A 20,489-nucleotide genomic window follows, 5' to 3' on the forward strand; every position below is an offset into this window, starting at 1 on the left:
GCGCCGGTGAACCGGCTGCCACCGTGGCGAAGAGCAGAACGCTGCCGCTGGTGGCCAGGAACCGGATCCCGTCGGCTCCGCCTCCCCCGCCCCGGCGCCTGCGGGTCGCCCTGGTCAACATGCCGTGGTCCTGGGCGGACGCGCCGTCCATCCAGTGCGGCCTGCTGCAGGCCATCGTCAAGCGGGCCGGCCACGACTGCGACGTGCACTACCTCAACCTCGAACTCAGCGCCCTGCTCGGGAGCCGGATCTACGACCGGATCTCGGAGATGAACGACGACCGCTTCCACCAGCTCGGGGAATGGCTCTTCTCCTACGCGGCGTTCGGCGACATCGAGCCCGAGGCGGACTACTTCGCGGAGTACCCGGAGGTGCCGGAGAGCTGGGCCAAGATCTTGGAGAACGGGCCCGAGCAGCTGGTCCGGCTCCGCCGCGAGGTGCTCCCCGCCTGGGCCGACGGCTGCGTCGACGCGGTCGACTGGTCCTCCTACGACGCCGTCGGGTTCTCCTCGACGTTCCTGCAGAACACCGCCTCCTTCGCCCTCGGCCGCCGCCTCAAGGAGCGCCACCCGCAGCTGCCGCTGATCTACGGCGGGGCGAACTTCGACGCCGGGATGGGTCCCGCCTACGCCGAGAAGCTGCCGTGGCTGGACTACGTGGTGTCCGGGGAGGGCGACATCGCGCTGCCCGCGCTGCTGTACGACCTCGCCGCCGGCACCACCACCCCGATCCCGGGCGTGCACCGCCAGGGCGTGAGCGCGGACGACCAGGCCGAGGCGCCCCGCACGTACGACCTCGACGAGTTGCCCGCGCCGGACTACGACGACTACTTCCGCAGCCTCGCCCGGCACGACCGGGCGCGTGTCCTGGGCGACAACGCCGTCCGGCTCCCGGTGGAGTTCTCCCGGGGATGCTGGTGGGGCCAGCGGCACCACTGCACGTTCTGCGGGCTGAACGCCCTCGGCATGGACTACCGCGCCAAGACCGGCGAACGGGCGCTGCGGGACCTCGAAGGACTCCTGCGGGCCTACCCGGCGCGCCGCGTCGACGCGGTCGACAACATCCTCGACATGAAGTACCTGACCTCCTTCTGCGCCGAGCTGGCCGAGCGGCGCTGGGACGTCAACCTGTTCTTCGAGGTCAAGGCCAACCTCACCCGTGAGCAGCTCGCCGTGCTGCGCCGGGCCGGCATCCAGCGGATCCAGCCCGGCATCGAGAGCCTGAACAGCCACGTGCTCGAACTGATGCGCAAGGGCTCGACCAAGCTGATCAACGTCCGGCTGCTGAAGTGGGCGGCCTACTTCGGCATCTCGGTGGAGTGGCACATCCTGTGCGGCTTCCCCGGCGAGACCGACCGCGACTACACCGAGCAGGCGGAGCTCGTCCCGCTCATCCAGCACCTGCAGCCGCCCGCGAGCCAGATCGGCATCTGGCTGGAACGCTTCAGCCCGTACTTCATGGACCCGTCGTTCGCGATCGAGCAGGTGCGCCCGCAGGCCAGCTACAAGTACGTCTACCCGCCCGAGCTCGACCATTCGCGGATCGCCTACTTCTTCGACTTCGCGGCCTCGGACGTCGCCTCGGCCGCCAGCCACGACGTGCTGCAGTCGGCGATCACCGGCTGGCGGGAGCGATGGGCGAACGGCGACCGGCCCGTCCTGTTCTACCAGCGCCTGCCGGGCGAGGTGACCATCATCGACACCCGCTCGGCCCGGCCACGCAAGGCCGTCCTGCCCGGCTGGCAGGGCGACGCCTACGAGGCGTGCGGTGACACCGCCCGCGGCCGCAAGCGCGTCCACCAGGCACTGCTGGACCGCGGGTTCGAGGTGTCGCTCGGCGAGGTCACCGCCTTCCTCGACGGCTGCTGCCGCGCCGGTCTGATGATCTCCGAAGACGACAAGTACCTGTCCCTGGCCCTCCCCGAGAACCAAGGCTGGTGACGCGGTCCGGGGGCATTCCCGGCCGCGGTTTTCCGGCATAGTGACGCTTGGTCAGTGGCGGGAGTTCACCGGCGAAGACCACCACGTCCACCTGCTCGTGCACCATCCCCCCGAACTCTCCATCACGACCCTGATCAACCAACTCAAGGGCGTCTTCGCACACTACCTGCGCAAGGAGTTCGCCCGCCGGATCAACCGGCATATCATGCATGGCCACCTGTGGTCACCGTCGTACTTCGCCGGGCCCCGCGGCGGCGCACCGTTGGAGATCATCCGGGAGTACATCGAGAATCAGAAACGCCCGGACCAGCGTCCGGGCGCAGACAGGGAAGCCATCCTCCCGGCCCCTTAAGGACCGGGATTCCTGGCTAGACCTCGTTGAAGATCGGCCTAGTACCGCCGGTGGCGGAGAACCCATGGAGGCGGCCGTCCTACGTCGAGATCCGTGATCTCGCCCTGCGCGGAGGCCTCAAAGATGCCGCATGACGCGGACACGGGCTGAATCCCGGTCTTCAGGCCGGGGAGCGCGCCGAAAGCACACCGGGCCGCCCCGGTTCATCAGCAACACCGAGGCCGGGTTGCGCGAACCGCTCCGCTCCGACGGCTCGCCGTACTCGATCCTGGAACGGTCGATCCGCGCCGCCCTGTCCGGCCCTCCCCCCGTCTTCGCCGATCCCCTGGCCTGCCGGTTCTGACCAGGCGTGGAGGGCGTGAAGGTGGCCGGGCAGGCGATCGGCAGGCGGTCGCGTGCCCGGCCGGTGGAGCCGCCGGGCGGGCGAGCCCTGGCCGGCTCCAGATCGTGGAGGCCACTCAGCTGATCTTGATGTCCGAGAGGTCGACCGTGATGGGGATCCACGACAGGTCCGGCGTGCCGTCCTCGTTGCGCGTGTGGATGTGCCGCTTGGTGGGGAACGGGATGCCGTCCACCGCCTCGTGCGCCCGGATGTAGTGCGCCACCGGCGTCCGGCCGTTCACGTCGGGCTGGTAGTCCAGCCGGCGGAGCAGACCGGAGTCGTCGTAGTAGTACAGCTGGGTGGCGTTGTGGGTGTGGATCGAGGGCGGGTAGGTGACGCTCAGCACCCGCCAGGTCTCGCCGTTCTCGGTCCACGGCTCCACCTCGTGCGCCTCGACGCCGGGCCAGGTGAAGACGTACGGCTCGACGAGGTAGTGCCAGGTGGCGTAGCTGCGGAAGTACGCGATCTGGCTGAGGTTCCACTGCGTCTCCGGCGTGTAGCCCTCGAAGGTGGAGCGCGGCTCGCGCAGGTCGGCCAGCACTTCGCCGTCCCGGCCGGTGACGGTCAGCCGGTCCGCCTCGCGGTCGAAGACGGCCGTGCGCCCGGTCGACTGCCGGCGCTGCACGAAGTGCTCACGCTGGAGGCTCGCCTCCACCAGGTCGTCGCCGACGAAGTCGGCATGCCCCTTGAACTCCCAGAAGGGGCCGCCGTAGGTGATGCGCGCGGTGAAGGTCGACAGGTTCTTCCAGCGTTCGAGTCCGCCGTGCGCTTCGAGCACGCGGGCGAGCAACGAGTCCATTTCGCACTCCGTCTCTAGGACCGACTACTCCTAATACAGTAGCAGATGGTCCTCAGTTGTATGGTTGAGCGGTGTCACAGCGAAGCTATGAAGACGGGTGTGGCGCCGCTCTGGCCCTGGACGTCATCGGCGAGCGATGGGCCCTGCACGTCGTCCGGGAGCTGATCTTCGGCCCGAAGAGGTTCCGTGACCTGCGCAACGCCCTGCCCCAGGCCAGCCAGAACGTGCTCAGCCAGCGCCTGCGCGAGCTGGAGCAGGACGGCGTGATCCGCCGCGTGGAGGTCGGGCCCCCGGTCAGCGCCCGGGTCTACGAGTTGACCGACAGCGGCCGCGACCTCGAACCGGTGCTGATCTCACTCGCGCGCTGGGGTGCGCACCGAGCGGGTCCGAAAAGCGCCGAGATGAGCACCGACGCGTTCATGCTGCTGCTCAAGACGCTCTACCGGCCCCCCGCGCATCAGGCGCCGTCGCTTTCGATCCGGCTGGTGGTCGGCCTGGACGCCTTCGACGTCACGGTGACCCCGTCCGAGGTGGACGTGGTCCGCGGCGCGCGGGCGGCGGTGCAGGCGACGGTGCGCGCCGACGTCCCCACGCTGTGGGCCCTGATCTTCGCCGACCGGACGGTGGCGTCGGCGGTCGACGCCGGAGACGTGGAACTGACCGGTGACGGCGAGGCGGCCCAGCAATTCTTCCGCCTTTTCGGCCTCTGAGACCAGAAGCCGGTGTCGTTGCCGAGCGACTCCCACTCGGCGATCTCGCCGAGCGTGGACTCCAGCTCGGCACGGACGCCGCGCACCGCGTCCGGGCCCAGCACCGCTCTGCCGACCGGACGTTCAGGGGCGGACGCCACGGAGCACGATGTCGAGACAGGGCTCGCTCGTCGCGCCCCGCTCGGCGTCCCTCGGCAGCGCCGAGATGCTCGCCGGCGGCCGGTGGTGGTGCGCTCGATGACCATCAAGGAGGCGGCCCGCGAACACATGATGGACGTGCACGTCACGTTCTCACTCGGCGACCCGTTCGCCGTCGAACTGTGGCAGGCGATCCCCGGAACGCCGCTGGCCACTCCCGGCACTGGGTGCACGACCACGCCGCGGAAGCAAGCAAACCGGCCGCCCAGAAGAACGCCAACTCCGCGCACGCCAAGCTCCGCGGACCTGGCGAGCGAGCGAACGCACAGCTGAAGAGCCGGCGGATCCCGCGCAAGCTACGCTGCCGCCCCCTCGCGCAGATCAGCTCGTCAAAGCCATCCTTGTTCTTCAGGCTCAAAGCAGGATGAAAACGCTCAATTTCAAAGTACTCCTCAAGCGTTACGCAAAGCGTCTCAACAGGCGCCAAGAAGAGAATAGTCGACGCATTGAGACACAAGCACGAACAGCTGCGTACGGTGAGCCTGCCACCACACTGAAATAATAAAGCCATCAGTTACGAGGAAGCAGCGACCACCTATCTCCCCCTCATGCTTCGCGGGAGTTCCAGCTCAATAGCCAGCATCCCTCGCACATCGTCGTCAGGGTGGCGGAGCTTATACGAAACATACTGCTGATGACATTGGTCTTGCATTTGCCTTGAAGGCCTGTCCGGATCCAGTGAAGCCAAAGGCTCAGCACTTATCAGGCTATCCACTGAATGATATGCACCAACCCGCCGCACCTTCGCATAGTGAATATCACGCTGAAACGACAAGCCTACGTACCGCCCCTTCTTGAGGTGCCTAGCCTCAAGAAAGCCAGGAAGCGTGACGATCGTAATTAAACCTTCAACGATAAGCTGATATCGCCTTGCATCGACCTCGAAGGTCAGTATCATCTCCGGCTTTCGGCCGAGAGGAAGTGGATCACCACTCGCCGGCCCACTTACCTCGCTCCGCCCTACCTGCTGCCGAACGTGCCGACGAGCCCATTCAAGACTCGTCCTAGTAAGCTCGCCGGGAGATGCGTCAGAGCTTGGAGACTTTTCATGGACCGACAGATCTACGTCGTAACCATCCTTACGCTGCGTAAAAAGTCTGTCGCGCATCTCTTCTCTATTACGCAAGGCGTATCCCCATCGCTTGAGCGCAACGCCCCACTCCTCCCAGGCTCCGGATATCTTCTCCGGATCGACGCCACCTCCGGCTTCGACATATGCGGCAAACAGGAGGTCGACCACCTTTCGACATTCGGCTAGCCAAGACTTAGCGCGGTCCAGTTGACGCGACTCCGGCAGTTCGCCGAGCGTGTCGGCTTCACGCAGAAAGGAGGTCAGATCGAGCGTTGTTTCGACTTCGGCGAGATAGATGATCGAACGAATGAACTCCTGAAGGTCGACATACCATTGCTCTCTGCATAGTCGTACTTCAAAGAACTGCCTGCCATGGGCAACGTGATCATTGCGTGCCTGCCGATACCGGGCAGAGGAAAGACGCATTTCGTACAGCGCCGCCTTGAATTCTCTTCGGGCAGCGCCACGCTCGCGTGGGTCCCACAGCGCTTGCTCCATAGCTGTCGATCGTAGCGTTACCGAGTGGCCCTGTGCTGCGCCTTAGTACGACAATCGACATCCGCTAGCGGAGCTGGATATATGCGCGGCCAGGCGGGCGAGAGGCTGGAACGAGCAGTGGCGGCGCAGGTGGCTTCTCCCTTGGCCTGACGACCCCTGCGAAATGCCGCCCTGTCTACGTGGTTCAACGCCGCGGTGAACGCCACCGAGGTGGCCGCCCACGCCGGCAACGACGTGAAGGTACTCACGGAGCGCTAAGCCAAGTGCCTCTACGGCCGTCAAGAGCAGGCCAACCGCCGCATAGAGGCCGCTTTGCCCCTGTGAGACTGGTCCACAACCAGTGAGCATCAATGAGAACGGGCGGGACTCCCTGAGACTGGAGGCCCGCCCGCTTCTTCGTTGTTCGCCCTGATCAGTGGCCGAAACCGCTGGTCAAGATCGTGTGCCCCCTGCAAGATTCGAACTTGCGCTCCCGGCTCCGGAGGCCGGTGCTCTATCCCCTGAGCTAAGGGGGCTCAACGAGTCGTAAGGCTACCAGCTTTCGGAGGTCTTCCGTTACTCGGAACCCGATCAACGCCTGAACGGGGTGATCAGGCTCCCGCGCCGCTGGGCGCCGTTCACACTCACACCGGACGATCACCTGGTCAGCGCGCCCCCGATGGTCACGTCGTGGCCTTGGCCGAAGCCATCGGGGTTGGCTGTGGGCCGCCCCCTCGGCCCACTGCTCGGTCGTTCCGATGGTCCTCCGGACGATGGCCGTGACGGCTGACCCGATGGATGACCCGACGATCGAGCCGGGATCTCATGAGGCGGGACGGATGGCTCCTCGGTAGCGGGAGCGGTAGTAGGTGGAGTGGGCGAAGTCGACCTTTCGCACCACGTCACCAGACTTGGGCGCGTGGACCATCATCCCGTCTTCGAGGTAGAGGCCGACGTGGGTCGGGTCGCCGGTGCCGCCACCGAAGAAGACGAGATCGCCCTGGCGCAGCTGCGAGAAGGGAATCCTCTTCCCCTTGGTGAACTGGCTGCCCGTGTAGTGCGGCAGGCTGACGCCGGCGCGCGACCAGGCGTAGAGGGCGAGGCCGGAGCAGTCGAAGCCGCCGCGCGTCGCCCCGGCCTTCGACCCGCCGCCCCAGACGTACGGGGTGCCGATCTGCCGCACGGCGACCTTGGCCGCGATGGCTCCCGCGGTGAGCTTGCGCGAGCGGGAGGAGGTGATCGGCCCGCGCTTGGTCGCCGGTCGCCTGCTCGCGTGCCGCTCACCGGCGGGCCGCGAGCGTTGTCGCCCGCTCGGTGGCCTGCGCCGTGACTCGCTCGGGCGGCGATCGCGCGCCGCAGGGGTCAGGGCCGCGTGCCCGTTCCGGTCCGAGCTGCCCGTGCCTGCCGTCAAGTCACGACCCGGCCTGCCCGGGAGAAGCCGGTGCGGCAGTCCCTCCTCGGCGACCAGGACACGGACCTGTCGGCTCGCGACTTCGCTGGAGGAATCCGGTCGGCTCATCGCTTCGTCCCGGGCATGGGCCGGACGGCTCGCACCGCCGTAGAGGTCGTAGAGAGGGAGGGCCTCGCGCAGCGCGTCGCGGAGCGCTGGAGACCCGTGGGGAGTGGTCGCCGGCTGGTGGACGCGCTGGGGGGTGTCGCGGTCGCCGCGCGTCGCGCCGGCCGCGGAAAGCAGGTCGCGAACGGGTGTGGCCGGGATGGGCAGGCTCCACAACCGGGCGCCCGGCGAGCCGTACGGGTCGATCTGCCGGTGCTGCGGCCAGGCCACGCTCCCGGACAGGGCCGCTCCGGTGACGAGGACGGTGGTGACGAGCGTCGTGATCATGAATGGCTCCTTGGCTCGTGGGGAATCGAGGCCAGGATCATTCGGGCGGCACGGCGGCCAGAGCGGCGAATGCCGTTCTGTGGACAAGGCCGCAGCGGCTGGGACGACGTGACGGCAGCGGCAGGCTCGTTGACCTGCGGAAAGCAGGAGATGTCACGCTTGTTCTGATAGCGGGCTGTGGATTAAGGCCAGCGCTCAGCCCGGGGAAGCAGTCTCCCCTTCCCGGCACCGACGCCTCGGTCGCCGTGCCGGGCTGGGGCGGTGGCGGGCGTTGGCGATGGCCGAGGGGACGGGTATCCCCCCTTGTGGTCTGTTGAAGTCCGCGGTGGTGGTGCTCAGGCGCGAACAGGGCCGGGCACGGGTGGTGGGGGACGAGTTCCGGGAAAACCTCGCGCAAGCGGCGTACAAGGGTTAGCCTCGCGGCCGTGGACGAGGTTCTGGGACGCGTGCTGGTCGTGGACGACGACGAGGTTATCCGGCAGTTGATCGCCGTGAATCTCAGCCTGGAGGGCTTCCAGGTGGAGACGGCGACCGACGGGCAGGACTGTCTCGACCGGGTGACATCGGTGCGGCCCGACGTGATCACGCTGGACGTGATGATGCCGCGCCTGGACGGCTGGATGACGGCCGCCAAGCTGCGTGCCGACGAGAGCCTGAACCACATCAAGATCATGATGATCACGGCGAGAGCCCAGGAAGAGGACAAGAAGCGCGGCCTCGGCATCGGCGTGGACGCCTACCTCACCAAGCCGTTCGACCCGGCCGAGTTGATCCAGATGGTGCGCGACCTCGTACTCACCGGCGCCACAGCCGAGGACCCGGGCAAGGAATAGTGCCACTGATGGGGTGGTGACGGAGGGCCCGCTGTGTGGTGGGCCGTTCGCCGTGTGGCCGTGCACGTTCGGCCGCGGGCGGACGGGATTTTCTGCGAGCGGTCAGGGCAGCAGGTCGTGCTGGTGGGCGTAGGCCGCGGCCTGGGTGCGGGAGGAGACACCCAGCTTGGCCAGGATGTTGGACACGTGAACGCTCACCGTCTTGTGCGCGATGAACAGCCGCTCCGCGATCTCACGGTTGGACAGGCCGGTGGCGACGAGGGCGAGGACCTCCCGTTCACGGCCGGTGAGCGCGATCTGGGGCCGGTCGTCCGAGGCGGTGCCGGGCGTGCCCGGCGAGGAGGGTGTCGCCTCGGAGTGAACGGCCGGGCGGCTCTGGGATGAGGAGGGGAACCTGGCCCTGCGGCCGAGGTCGGCCAGGGCATGCCGGAGCGGCGCGGCACCGAGTGTCTCGGCCGTGATCATGGCCTCGCGCCAGTGTTCGAACGCCTCGTCACGCTCACCGGCGATCAGCAGCGCCTCCGCGAGGCGCCACCGGGACCGCGCGACCTCGTAGACCGAGCCGAAGTCGAACGCCTCGACCACCCGGCGCCACGCCACGGGGTCGGCCGTGCCGTTGACGCGCAGCCATTCGGCCTCGGCCCTGGCCAGCCATGCCTGCCCCTCGATGCCCACCGGCCCCCGGGTGCCGGACCCGGGCCCGAGCGTCGCCGCGTCACGAGCCCGTCGCAGCAGGTCGTCGGCCCTCGCCCGGATGCCGGCAGGCGCCGGGCCCTCCACGTGCGCCATGACATCAGCTGGGGAGGTCGTGGCGGGCGGTGCCGAGCTCGTGGCTCGTGCCAGGTCGGTACGCCGCGCTGAAGCGTGAACACGCGCCGGATCATCGGCTCGCGCCGGTTCCGCGACGCGAAGCGGTTCCGCAGGAGGCACCAGGTCCGCAGGACGTGCCGGGTCCGCAGGAGGCACCAGGTCCGCCGCAGGACGTGCCGGGTCCACAGGACTTACCAGGTCCGCAGGACGTGCCGGTTGCGCAGGACGTGCCGGGTCGGCGGAACGCGTCGGCTCGGTGGGATATCCGGGCTCGACGGTGGGGCGCTGGGAGGTCCGCGCGAGGTCGGCCAGCGCCCACAGGGCGGTGGCGCAGATGCGGATCAGGGCCGGGTCGAAGGGCTCAAGGGCTTCGACCACGGCGTCCAGATGCTCGGTCGCGGCTCGCGGGTCGCCGTTCCACAGGGCGTGCTCGGCGGCCAGGCCGCGCGCGATGTAGGTGACCAGCGAGTCGTTCCAGAACGGCCGCAGCCAGGCCAGGCGCTCCTCGACGACGGCGTCGCCGCGCGCGACCTCGAGGAACAGGGCGTAGCCGGAGAGCCGCGCCTCGCCCAGCCTGCCCACCCGTACGGCGAACGCCGCGGTCAGCTCGCCCGCCTCGCGCCACTCTCCGGCGGTGTAGTGGATGAGAAACTTCAAGAAGCGCAGGTCGGTGCCGTACACGCTCCAGGTCAGGCCGGTCTCACGCGCCAGCTCAATGCCCCGGTCGGCGGTGGATGCCGCGTCGGCGAGACGGCCCTGGTCGTACTGCACCCGTGCGAGGCTGTAGAGGGCGCGCAGGTCGACCGAGAGGTCGCCCGACCGGATGTCCGCGGCGACGGCCAGCAGTTCCTCCGCACGGGGCAGGTCGCCGGCGATGTCGGCCACGACGGCGAGGGTGATCAGCGCGCTGGACTCCGCCTCGCGGATGCCGGACTCGCGGGCGGTGGCGAGTGCCCGTTCTGCCAGGGCTTCGCCCTCGGCGTGCAGGGGTGTCCAGATCAGCGTCCGTGCGTACGTGGCGAGCGCCCTGGCCAGGTCTGGAAGGGCGCCCAGGGCTCGGCCTTCGTGGACCGCGGGCGAGTGGACGCCCTCGCCCGGCCCGCCGGAGGCGACGGCCTCCGTGGCGAGGTGAACGGCCGTCTTGGCGGCCTCGGTGGCCGCGGCGTCCTCACCGGCGTCGATGAGGTAGTACGCGAGGCGTTCCCACACCTCGGAGGTCGGCCGCTCGGTGGTGAGGACCTCGCGCAGCTGGGCGATCGCGCGGTGGGTGTCACCGCTCTCCTCGGCGGCCGCGGCGGTCAGCAGTGCCAGCCGCGGCCGGTCGATGCCCGCGACCTTCTCGGCGCCCGTGACGCGGTGCCACAGCGCGAGGGCCTGGTCGTAGTGGCCGTGCGCCTCGACGGGTGCGCCCAGGCGGTCGGCGCGCAGCCCCGCCGCCACCGACGCCGCGAGCGCACCGGGCAGGTCGTGACCGGCGAGATGGTGGTAGGCCAGCTCGGCGGGCGAGTCGAGCAGCGAGGCGAACCGGTTGTGCAGCCGCACGCGCTCGCCCGGCAGCAGGTCGGCGTACACGGCCTCCTGCAGCAGGGCGTGCCGGAAGGCGTAGCCGTGCCCGCCGTCGGGCAGCAGCAGACCACGGGAGGCGATCTCGCGGAGTGACTCCTCCAGCTCGATGTCGCGCAGGCCGGAGACCTCCCGGAGCAGGTGGTGGTCGACGCGCCGCCCGGCGACCGCGGCGGCGCGCAACACCTGCTGGGCGGGCTCGGACAGACGTTCGACGCGAGCGAGGAGGAGGTTGGCCACGTTGTACGGGAGGCCCTCGACGGCCAGCAGCTCCTCGGCGTAGAACGGGTTGCCCTCGGCGCGTTCGATGATGTCGCCGATCACCCGGGCGTCGCCGCCGCCGAGGGCCACGAGGTGGTCGGCCATGGCCGTGGTGCCGAGCGGGCCCAGCACGACTGAGGTCACCGCGGGGAGGCGTTGCATCTCGGCGAGCAGGGGACGGAGCGGGTGCCGCCGATGGAGGTCGTCGGTGCGGTAGGTGCAGATGAGGCAGACCCGCTCGCGCTGCACCATGCGGCTGAGGAAGACCAGCAGGTCGCGGGTGGAGCGGTCGGCCCAGTGCAGGTCTTCCAGCACAAGGGCGAGGGGCCTCGCGGCGGACACCTCGGCGAGGAGCCCGAGCATCGACCCGAACAGCTGCTGCTGGGCGAGGCCCGAAGCGGCCTCGGGCGAGGCGTCGAGCGCCGCGCCGGGCACCAGCCGGCGCAGCATGGGGCGGGCCTCGATGGCCTGCCACAGCTCGGGGTCGCCGGACGCGCCGCGCAGCGCATCGGCGAGCGGGAGGTAGGACAGGGTGTCACCGAGCTCGGCGCACTGCCCGGTGAGCACGGCGAAACCCCGGGCGCGCGCCTGCTCGGCCAGCTCGCGCACCAGACGGGTCTTGCCGATGCCCGCGTCGCCGCCCACGACCGCCACTCCGGGCCGCCCGCCGGCCGCGGCGTCGAGCACGGCGATCAGCCGGTCGAGCTCAGCGCGTCGACCGACAAGAGCACTCGCCGCTTCCCGCCCCGTCACGTCCGCGAGTATCGCACGATGCTCCGACAGGACCGGCTCGTACATCTGGAGGGCGGATTCCGCGGAGTGCGCGATGACCGTCGCGGGTCCCCGGGAGGCGGAGCCGGGGACCCGCGACGGTGGTGCGGATCAGCGGAACGGGATGGTGATGGTGGAGCGGTTCCCGACGCCGAGCGAGGTCGGGTTGAGGCCGATGGCGCTCCACACCTCGACCCGCACCCGGCCGCCCGCCAGGTTGCCGACGGTGCCGGTAGAAGAGGTGAGCCCGGCCGTCTGGGTGTAGTGCTCCCAGCCCGCGACCGGATCGGTGGCGAAGTACCGGTAGGTCTCGACGCGGTCGTAGGTGCCGTCCCCGGTGAGGTCGTACGACACCCGGGCCTGCACGCCGTTGGCCACCGCGGTCCCGGCGTCCAGGTGCAGGTCGAAGGCGGTGGCGCCGCCGGTGTGGGTCATGGTGAGGCCGCTCGCGGTGTAGACCAGCGGGTTGTACGGCGTGCCGTCGTGGTTGCCCCCGCCGGCGGACGGCACCGTGTCGGCCCCGGCGGCGCCGGCGGTCGCGGCCAGTCCTCCGCCGGTGACCAGGTAGCGGGTGGGGGTGCCCGGCGTGGGAGTGGGGCTTGGCGTGGGAGTGGGGGTCGGGGTCGGTGAGGGGGTGGGCTCCGGAGTGCCGCCCGCGCTGGTGGCGGTGGACCCGGCCGGGACGGCGAGCCGCCTGCCGTCGGAGAAGGTCACCGTCCGCGCCGCGGTGCCGAAGTTGTGCGCGACGTAGGTCCGGGTGCCGTTCAGGGTGAACACCGCGGCCGTCGGGGCGTCGGCGGTGACGGCGGCGTCGACCGTCCCGAGCCTGGCAAGGTTGTAGATCCAGTGGTAGGTGTGCGCCTTGGAGTCGCCGGACTCGGGGTCGTAGGAGTTCCAGCCGGCGTCCCAGTTCGCCTTGGCGGCGGCCGGGTCGCCGAGCGCGCGGTACTGCCAGACGAGGTCGCGCCACTCGACCGCGGGCCCGCCGTTCTCGGCTTCCAGCTCGGCGACCCCGGCCCTGACCTTGGCCGGGTAGAGGCCCTGGTACAGCGACCCGCCGGTGATGGGCAGGTAGTTGATGCCGTGGATCTCCTCGGGGTTGCCGGTCCACCAGGTGGCGTGCGCGGCGCCGTCGCTCCAGATCATGCCGGCCGTGCCGGGGGCGAAGGAGGAGGGGAAGACCGCGTCGTCCACGTCGTACCAGTACTGCGCGATGGTGGCCGTCTGGGTGGTGTACAGGTAGACGCCCAGGTCGCGCAGCGCGGTGTCGCCGGTGGCGGCGCCCAGCAGCAGCGCTCCGGCGGCGAAGTTCATCGCCTCGGAGGACGACTCCTCGTTGTTGCCCGCGGCGAAGCCCTGGTGCCCGGAGGCCCAGCCGTGCCCGGCGTAGGGGTCGAAGTTGCGCAGGAACGGGAAACGGGTGTCCGTCCTGTCCCAGTTGTTGGCGTCCTTGGCCAGCAGCTTGGCCATGCCGCCCCACTGCCCGTCCGCCGCCCAGGCCCGGTCGTACCGCGCGACGGTGGCGGCGGCCATCAGGTAGTAGCCGTAGTGGAAGTGGTGGTCGTTGACCTCGGTGTCGCTGCCGTACGACGCCGGGTATCCGGTGAGGACGCCCCAGGCGGCGTCGTAGCGGAACTGCTCCCCCCCCACGGTGAACCAGCTCTGCAGCTCGCCCTTCAGCAGCCCGAGGAGCTTGTCGCGCGAGCCGGTGTCGCCGAGCTGGTCGGCGATGGGCACGAGCTGCGCGAGCCGGCCGAGCGCCTTGCCGGTCCAGTAGGTGTCGGCCGCGCCCTTCCACGGGTCGGCCGCGTCGGCCTCCTGCCTGACGAACGCGCCGAGCCGGGCCCGGTCATAGGCGCCGAGGTCGGGCAGGGACGGCAGCACGCCGTGGAAGGTCTGCCGGGTGGTGAACGAGGCGCCCTCGCGCAGCTTCATCGTGCCGCGCGGCGAGACGTAGGTGTAGGCGGTGAGCGGGTCCGCGGTGGCCTGCCACTGGTGCCGGTACAGCGCCATGAGAGTGCCGGTCTGGGTGCCCTCCTTGGCGCTGGTCGTCGCGGTGTAGGTGGTGGTGAGCCGCGCGGCGGTCTCGTCGTACGACCAGCTCACGGCGGTGCCGGTCACGAAGGAGTAGGCGTACTTGGCGAACAGGTCGAGGGCGCCGCGGGCGGGGAGCGCGGCGACGCTGAAATAGTTCCTGCCGCCGAGCGCGACGGTGGCCGCCGTCCCCGAGACGTTCCAGTCGGTGCCGGTGGGCGCGAACAGCGCGTAGTCGTGCCCGTTGACCGTCGCGCCCAGGACGTTGCCGCGGTCGGCCCAGATGGCGGGAGTGGCCACGAAGTCGACGCGCCCGTCCCCGCCGCTCGGCGTGGCGTACACATACGGCAGCCCGTGGCCGATGGTGGCGCGCAGGGTGCGCGTGCCGTCCGACCAGTAGGGGGTGACCGTCCAGTCCGACCAGCCGTCGACCTGGGTACGCGGGGCGTTGAGGCCGGTCACGCCGATGGTGAGGTCGCGGGCGTGGCCGAAGTCGTACTGGGTCGCCCCGATCGCGGGCGCGGTGGGGTAGCTCACTTCGAGCCCGCCCGCGACGGCGTGGAAGGCGAGCGGGTGGGCGTACATGTTCTCGGAGTACGGGTTACCGGCGTAGCGCTGGAAGGCCAGGGAGGACCACCAGTCGTTGGTCGGCACCTTGGCGGTGACGGCCGAGGTGACCTTGGGGGTCACCGGCGCGCCGCCGCTGTCGGCCGGGCCGGAGGCGCCGGCGGGCAGGTCGGTCGTGTACCCGCCCGCGCCCACGGTGACGGTGGCGGCGTCGGCGGGAGTGGCGGGCAGGGCGACGAGCAGCCCGGCGATCAGGGTGGCGACGGCGGTTCCGGCGATGCGCAGCCGGAACCGGCGGCCGGTGGGTGGACGGTGGTGGCGCCCTCGTACGGCGCGGTCGTTCGCGGAGCGGTCGTTGGTCATACGGGGAGACCTTCGTGATGGGGGGTGAAGTGGGCGCCGCCCACGGCGGGGCGGCGCCCGGCGGCGGCTCGGGGCGCGGGCCCGGCGGCCGTACTGGCCCGCGCCGGCGGGGAACCAGGCGTGTGTTACGCGCGGGTAACGCTCTCAGTGCTGCCGACGTTAGATAGCCTCACAAGCCCTGTCAACAGCGAGAAAATGTTTCTCGAAGATACTGAGAGCGCTCTCGCAGATCAGATGGCGAGGCCCGAAGCACTCTCGGCGCCCACCGGAACCGCTGACCAGGCACGACGGAAGCGCTGTCCGTGTCCGGCCGATTCAGCAGCATCGATGCCTTGCCGCACCAGAAGAATCCGGCGCTGAAAGCATTCGGCTCTCGCCGTACCCGCCTGTCGCGGCAGTACAGGGAGCGCTCTCTGCCCATTCCACCCGCATCGGCCCCGCAGTCCATGAGCGGGAGCGGCGAGGCCGAGCGAAGCGGGCGATGCCGGCCGGCCCGAGACCGTCAACGCCGGCCACCCGCCCGGCACGGGCCGGGCGTGCAGATCGGTGCGCGGGGTCAGACGGTGTGGCCGAGGGCGCCCGGGATGCGGTCAAGGACGCTGTAGGGGACGAGCCCGTAGGCGTGGAAGTCCACCGCGTCACCGCCCGCGGCCCGCACCGCCCGCACCTTGGCGGCCAGCCGCTCCTCGGAGTCGGTGTCCGGCCGGCCCGGCCGCAGCACGACGCGCAGCTCCCGGTCGTTGCCGACCGACCGGCGGTAGGCCCCCACGTCGTCGGCCACCCGGGCGGCGTCCCTGGCGTAGGCGAGGACCCCGAAGGAGGGGACGATGTCACCGAGGGCGACCAGGTCGACGCCGAGCTGCCAGGCGTCGTGCGCGGCCAGCCCGGCCGGCGGGAGCCCGTCGGCGTACCCCTTGCGGTGGCCGGTGCCGTCCAGGAACGTCAGCTTGGCCCCCTCGGCCGCCACCGCCGAGGCCACCTCGCTGACCAGCGACGTCACCGTCTCGGACCGGGCGCGGGCGTAGGCCACCACGTCGGGGCCGGCGTACGCCGTGAGCGCGGCCCGGGTCACCTCGCCCTGCGCGGGCGGGTCTCCGTCGAGCACCCCGCCGACGATGCGGGCGCACTCCTCGCGGGCGACCTCGGCCTTGACCCCGAGGTCGGTCGCGCGCCGCATGCACCAGTCGCAGAAGCACAGGGAGAACAGGTATTCGTCCATCGGGCCGAGCGGGACGAAGCACCTCTCCTGCGGGTAGCCCTGGGCGAAGCCGCCGAAGTGCAGCGACTCGGCGACCACGCCGTCCACCCCCTGCCGGGCCACGGCCCTGGCCAGCGCGACCGCGTACCGGCGCACATCGGGGTGGGCCGGGCACAGCGCCGCCGGGAAGCCGCGCCCGCCGAAGCAGTCGTGCACCGTGACGTCCGGATTGGCCAGGCCAAGGGTCAGGTCGTGCAGGAACACCGCCCAGCCGTGCACGGTCATGCCCCGCTCGGCCGCGGCGGCGCGCAGGGCGGCGAGCGGCTCGTGCTCGGCGCCCGGCTGCACGGGCGGCGCGAGCCGCAGGCCGGTGAACAGGTCGGCGGGCGGCGGGAAGTGCACGCCGTCGGAGCGGATGGTCACCCGGGAGGCGCCGTGCGGGGTGACGTCGCGGGCGCCGTGGTGGGCGGCGGCGACCGTCACCTCGCGCACGCCGTACCCGGCGATGCGGTCGAGGACCTGCCCGGCGCCCTCGTCGCGCACGTCCTCGACATAGACGTATACCGAACCGTGCACCGCAGCCGCGCCTTTCGAGCCCGCCGTCAACGACCTATGTCCCAGGTGACCTTATCTCCTTCCCACAGGCCGGGAGCGGCGCGATCGGCGGCCGGGCCGCGAGCAGGTCGCGCGCGTGCCGCCGGGCCAGGTTCCATCCGCTCCAGCCGTCCGGCCCGCCGGCCAGGCGCCGCACGGAGGGCATCCCGCTCAGCAGGCAGTCGCGCGCCGGCATCCGGTCGATGGCGGGCACCGCGTCGGCGCTGAGGTCGAGAAGGTAGCCGACGTCGACCCGCAGGGAGCCGCGTACGCCGAGCTGGGACTCCGCGACCCGCAGGTCGGGGTTCCAGACGGCGAACGCCAGGATCGACAGCCCGGTGACCAGCACGACCGTACGCGGCAGCCAGGCCGCCGAGCGGCGGGCCAGGCGCAGCCCTCCGGCGGCCAGCACCAGCGCGAACACCGCGGCGAGCCACCAGATGGTCGCGCCGACCGCGGCGCGCAGCCGCGACAGGCCGTAGGCGTCGATGTAGAGGTCCAGGCGGTGCAGCGCCGAGGCCAGGATCACCAGCGTGAGCGCGCACAGTACGCCGAGCAGTGCGGCCATCAGCGCGCGCTCGCGGCCGCTCGGGGCCACCACCGCGATCGCCAGCGCGACCAGGCCCAGGACGAAGACGCTGACCGTGACCAGCTCGAAGAACCCCGACCGGGCGTACTCGGCGTAGGTGAGCCCGGCGGTCTCCATGACCCTGCGGTTGCCGCCGAACAACGTGGTGATCTGCACGACGACGAACGCGGCGAACAGCAGGTCCAGCGCGGCCAGCGGGATCGTCCACAGCACGCGGCTCACCCGCCGCCGGGTCGCGGGGCCGGCCCGCTCGACCCGTGGGCGCAGGGCGACGAGCGTCGCGGCGGCCACCAGCGCGGCGAACATCCCGAACAGGACCAGGCGGCCCGGGAGGTACTCCACCCAGTCGGGAGCGGTGAGCAGATTCGCGGCGAACGACGCGAACACCGCGTCGGCGGAGGCGAACAGCACTCCGAAGACCAGCAGCAGCACCACCGCGATGCAGAGCGCGGCCACCATGGCGGCCAGGTTGCGCCGGCGGCCGCTCGTCTTCAGCGGGGCGCCGAGGAACCACGGCAGCGGGACGACGGCCAGCACCACCGACAGCCCTCCCCTGACCACCGCCCCCCAGCCCTCGCCCGCCCCCGACACGGCGAGGGCGGCCAGCCCGAAACCCGCGAGCAGCGCGGGGCCGGCCAGCCACTGCGCGTCCCGGAACAGGACGATCGACACCAGGCCGTACGCCAGCAGGCCGAACGCCACCGTCCAGGGGGTGAGGCGGTGCCGGGCCGCCGGGAGCACGGCCGCGCCGGCGGCGACGGCGACGGCGACGATGCCCAGTCCGGGTGCGGCGTCCGGCAGCGCGATCGCCGCGAGCAGCCCGACCGCCGCGGCTACCGGCAGCAGCCACCGGGGGGTCGGGGGGAGATCGGGGCGGGGCAGCAGCGGTGGCGGCACGTAGCCGGGTGGGCCGAATCCGGGTGGCGTGCGGCCTTCGCCGGGAACCACCGCTCCGGAGGGGGCCGACCGGCCGGCATCCTGCCGGGCTCGCCCGGTCTCCTCGCCCGCACCGGAGGGCTCCCCGGCGCGCACGCCGGCTCCGGGCCCGGCGACGGTTCCGGTCAACGTGCCGCCCGCCGTCCCGGCACCGGCGTCCGCGCCGGCCACCGACCACGCACCGGACGCCGTGCTCCCAGCGGACCTCGCGCCGCCGCCACGCTTTCCCATTCCGTCGACCTGCGCATCCCCGGCGGGCCACGCGGCCCCGGCGACCTGCACATCTCCGGCGGGCCGAAAAGCCTCGGCGACCTTGATGTCACCGGCGAGGCGTGCGGCACCGGCGGCCTGCACCTCCCCCGTGGCCGGGACGGCACCTGATCGTTCACCCTTCAAGGGGACATCGCCCATGATCGTCGTCCTTCCGGGCAGGTCGACCACCATGTGGCAGCCGGACGTGGTCTCGGCGACCCGCACCGAGCCGCCGTGCAGTTCGACGATCTCCCGGACGATGGCCAGCCCGAGGCCGGTGCCGCCCGCGTCGGCCGCCCGCGCGGCGTCGAGCCGGGAGAAGCGCTCGAACACCCGGGGCCGCTCCGGCGCGGGGATCCCCGGCCCCGCGTCGATGACGCCGAGCCGTACGCCGTCCCCGCGGGCCGCCGCGTCGAGGCGCACCAGGCCGCCGGGCGGGCTGTGCCGGACGGCGTTGTCCAGCAGGTTGGCCAGCACCTGGGCCAGCAGCGCGGGGTCGGCCCGCACACCGAGCCCGGCGGGGACGGAGCTCGACAGGCGCACCTCCTCGCGGGCCAGCCCGGCCTCGCGGACGGCCTGCGCGCACAGCGGCCCGAGCTCGACCGGCTCCGGCTCGATGGGCCGCACGCCCGAGTCGAGGCGGGACAGGTCGAGCAGTTGGACGACCAGCCGCCCGAGGCGTTCGGTCTGGGTCAGCGCCGTGCCGAGGGTCGCGGGGTCGGGCGCGGACACCCCGTCCACGAGGTTCTCCAGCACGGCCTGCAGCCCGGCGATCGGGGTGCGCAGCTCGTGGCTGACGTTGGCGACCAGTTCGCGGCGCTGCCGGTCCACCTCGGCGAGGTCGGCGGCCATCGCGTTGAAGGCCCGGGCCAGCTCGCCCACCTCGTCGCGGGAGGTGGCCGTGACGCGCATGTCGCACCGGCCCTTGGCGATGGTCTGGGCGGCGGCGGCCATCTCGCGCAGCGGCCGGGTCATGCCCCGGCCGATCAGCTGCACCATGCCGAGGCTCAGGACGGCGGCCACCCCCATGCGCGCCCACGGCAGCACGCCGAGCGAGCGGCCGTACTCGTTGAGCGCGAAGGCGGTGGCCACCGCGAGCAGGATGACCAGCCCGAGCTTGACCTTGATCCGGCCGAGGAAGTCCAGCGGTCTCATGGCTTCACCAGCGCGTATCCGACGCCGTGCACCGTGCGGACGATGCCGGAGCCCAGCTTGCGGCGCAGCGCGCGTACGTGGCTGTCGACGGTGCGGGTGGCCGCGGCCTCGGAGAAGCCCCACAGGTCCGACAGCAGCCGCTCCCGCTCGAAGACCTGCCCGGGACGTTCGGCGAGCCGTCTCAGCAGGTCGAACTCCGTGCGGGTGAGCTGTGCCTCCACCCCGCGCACGAAGACCCGGCGCTCGGCGGTGTTGATCTCCACGTCGCCCGCGCGGATCACCCTGTCCTCGTGGGCGAGCTGGGCGGCCCGGTCGACCCGGCGTAGCAGCGCGTGGATCCTGGCGACCAGCTCGCGCATGCTGAACGGCTTGGTCAGGTAGTCGTCGGCGCCGACGCCGAGCCCGACGAGCAGGTCGGTCTCCTCGCCGAGCGCGGTGACCATCAGCACCGGGACCGGGCTTGCCGCCTGCATGCGGCGGCAGACCTCCAGCCCGTCGAGGCCGGGCAGCAGCCGGTCGAGCACCACCAGGTCCGGCTCCGCCTTGGCGTACGCCGCGAGGGCCTCTTCGCCGTCGGCGGCGACGCGCACCTCGAACCCTTCGGCCGTCAGCCGGTCGCGGACGGCGAGGGCGATGGTGCTGTCGTCTTCGACCAGGAGGATGCGCCGCTGCTCTGTCACGTCCGCAGCCTAGAACCGGCTCGTGCAGACGGCATGGGGGCGAATGTGCAGATCTCATGCATTCGCCGTCCGGTCCGTGCACCCATCAGCGGCGAGGCGGGACGGACCCT

At 71.2% G+C, this 20,489-nt stretch carries 12 protein-coding genes, 1 tRNA gene and 1 pseudogene; 5 read left to right on the plus strand and 9 right to left on the minus strand.

The window, feature by feature from the left end:
* The first annotated feature begins 23 nt into the window (after window positions 1–23).
* On the plus strand, window positions 24–1,940 hold the full coding sequence (locus IEY93_RS26685; protein WP_189165878.1) for a RiPP maturation radical SAM C-methyltransferase: 1,917 nt from the start codon (window positions 24–26) through the stop codon (window positions 1,938–1,940).
* 40 nt (window positions 1,941–1,980) lie between these two features.
* Entirely contained in the window at window positions 1,981–2,292 is a 312-nt protein-coding gene (tnpA, locus tag IEY93_RS26690; RefSeq protein ID WP_189165879.1) for an IS200/IS605 family transposase, read from the plus strand.
* Window positions 2,293–2,750: 458 nt separating this feature from the next.
* On the opposite strand, the gene IEY93_RS26695 is transcribed toward tnpA, so the two are convergent.
* Complete coding sequence (locus IEY93_RS26695) at window positions 2,751–3,473, minus strand: hypothetical protein (protein WP_189165880.1); 723 nt, start codon at window positions 3,471–3,473, stop codon at window positions 2,751–2,753.
* Between the two features lie 71 nt (window positions 3,474–3,544).
* On the opposite strand from IEY93_RS26695, the gene IEY93_RS26700 reads away from it, so the two are divergent.
* Both IEY93_RS26700 and IEY93_RS26705 read left to right on the plus strand, forming a co-directional pair.
* A complete protein-coding gene (locus IEY93_RS26700; protein WP_189165881.1) occupies window positions 3,545–4,183 on the plus strand; it encodes a winged helix-turn-helix transcriptional regulator in 639 nt (212 codons plus the stop codon).
* 389 nt (window positions 4,184–4,572) lie between these two features.
* Window positions 4,573–4,733, plus strand: a pseudogene (locus tag IEY93_RS26705) (IS5/IS1182 family transposase); the annotation flags it as partial.
* Between the two features lie 183 nt (window positions 4,734–4,916).
* Here IEY93_RS26705 and IEY93_RS26710 read toward each other — a convergent pair.
* The 3 genes from IEY93_RS26710 to IEY93_RS26720 form a co-directional block, all read right to left on the minus strand.
* Window positions 4,917–5,951 (minus strand): hypothetical protein, encoded by a 1,035-nt coding sequence (locus tag IEY93_RS26710; RefSeq protein ID WP_189165882.1) that lies wholly within the window; start codon window positions 5,949–5,951, stop codon window positions 4,917–4,919.
* Window positions 5,952–6,394: 443 nt separating this feature from the next.
* Window positions 6,395–6,466 (minus strand) — tRNA-Arg (locus IEY93_RS26715).
* Between the two features lie 287 nt (window positions 6,467–6,753).
* On the minus strand, window positions 6,754–7,773 hold the full coding sequence (locus IEY93_RS26720) for a C40 family peptidase (protein WP_189165883.1): 1,020 nt from the start codon (window positions 7,771–7,773) through the stop codon (window positions 6,754–6,756).
* Between the two features lie 425 nt (window positions 7,774–8,198).
* On the opposite strand from IEY93_RS26720, the gene IEY93_RS26725 reads away from it, so the two are divergent.
* On the plus strand, window positions 8,199–8,606 hold the full coding sequence (locus IEY93_RS26725) for a response regulator transcription factor (RefSeq protein ID WP_229691506.1): 408 nt from the start codon (window positions 8,199–8,201) through the stop codon (window positions 8,604–8,606).
* A 102-nt stretch (window positions 8,607–8,708) separates the two neighbouring features.
* On the opposite strand, the gene IEY93_RS26735 is transcribed toward IEY93_RS26725, so the two are convergent.
* The 5 genes from IEY93_RS26735 to IEY93_RS26755 all read right to left on the minus strand — a co-directional run bounded on the left by IEY93_RS26735 (window position 8,709) and on the right by IEY93_RS26755 (window position 20,379).
* On the minus strand, window positions 8,709–11,993 hold the full coding sequence (locus IEY93_RS26735) for a helix-turn-helix transcriptional regulator (protein ID WP_229691507.1): 3,285 nt from the start codon (window positions 11,991–11,993) through the stop codon (window positions 8,709–8,711).
* Window positions 11,994–12,122: 129 nt separating this feature from the next.
* On the minus strand, window positions 12,123–14,975 hold the full coding sequence (locus tag IEY93_RS26740; RefSeq protein WP_189165884.1) for a glycosyl hydrolase: 2,853 nt from the start codon (window positions 14,973–14,975) through the stop codon (window positions 12,123–12,125).
* Between the two features lie 556 nt (window positions 14,976–15,531).
* Entirely contained in the window at window positions 15,532–16,749 is a 1,218-nt protein-coding gene (locus IEY93_RS26745) for a hypothetical protein (protein ID WP_189165885.1), read from the minus strand.
* Window positions 16,750–16,783: 34 nt separating this feature from the next.
* Window positions 16,784–19,699, minus strand: coding sequence for a DUF4153 domain-containing protein (locus IEY93_RS26750; protein ID WP_189165886.1), 2,916 nt, complete (start codon window positions 19,697–19,699; stop codon window positions 16,784–16,786).
* Window positions 19,696–20,379 (minus strand): response regulator transcription factor, encoded by a 684-nt coding sequence (locus tag IEY93_RS26755; RefSeq protein ID WP_229691508.1) that lies wholly within the window; start codon window positions 20,377–20,379, stop codon window positions 19,696–19,698. The genes IEY93_RS26750 and IEY93_RS26755 overlap by 4 nt, the downstream gene beginning before the upstream one ends.
* Window positions 20,380–20,489 lie beyond the last annotated feature (110 nt).

Origin of the sequence: Sphaerisporangium melleum (assembly GCF_014646695.1) — a bacterium.
Taxonomy (GTDB): domain Bacteria; phylum Actinomycetota; class Actinomycetes; order Streptosporangiales; family Streptosporangiaceae; genus Sphaerisporangium; species Sphaerisporangium melleum.

Coding starts and splice junctions, on each gene's coding strand:
- IEY93_RS26740 (WP_189165884.1), bottom strand. CDS start 14,975: ATGACCAACGACCGCTCCGCGAACGACCGCGCCGTACGAGGGCGCCAC.
- IEY93_RS26710 (WP_189165882.1), bottom strand. CDS start 5,951: ATGGAGCAAGCGCTGTGGGACCCACGCGAGCGTGGCGCTGCCCGAAGA.
- IEY93_RS26720 (WP_189165883.1), bottom strand. CDS start 7,773: ATGATCACGACGCTCGTCACCACCGTCCTCGTCACCGGAGCGGCCCTG.
- IEY93_RS26695 (WP_189165880.1), bottom strand. CDS start 3,473: ATGGACTCGTTGCTCGCCCGCGTGCTCGAAGCGCACGGCGGACTCGAA.
- IEY93_RS26750 (WP_189165886.1), bottom strand. CDS start 19,699: ATGAGACCGCTGGACTTCCTCGGCCGGATCAAGGTCAAGCTCGGGCTG.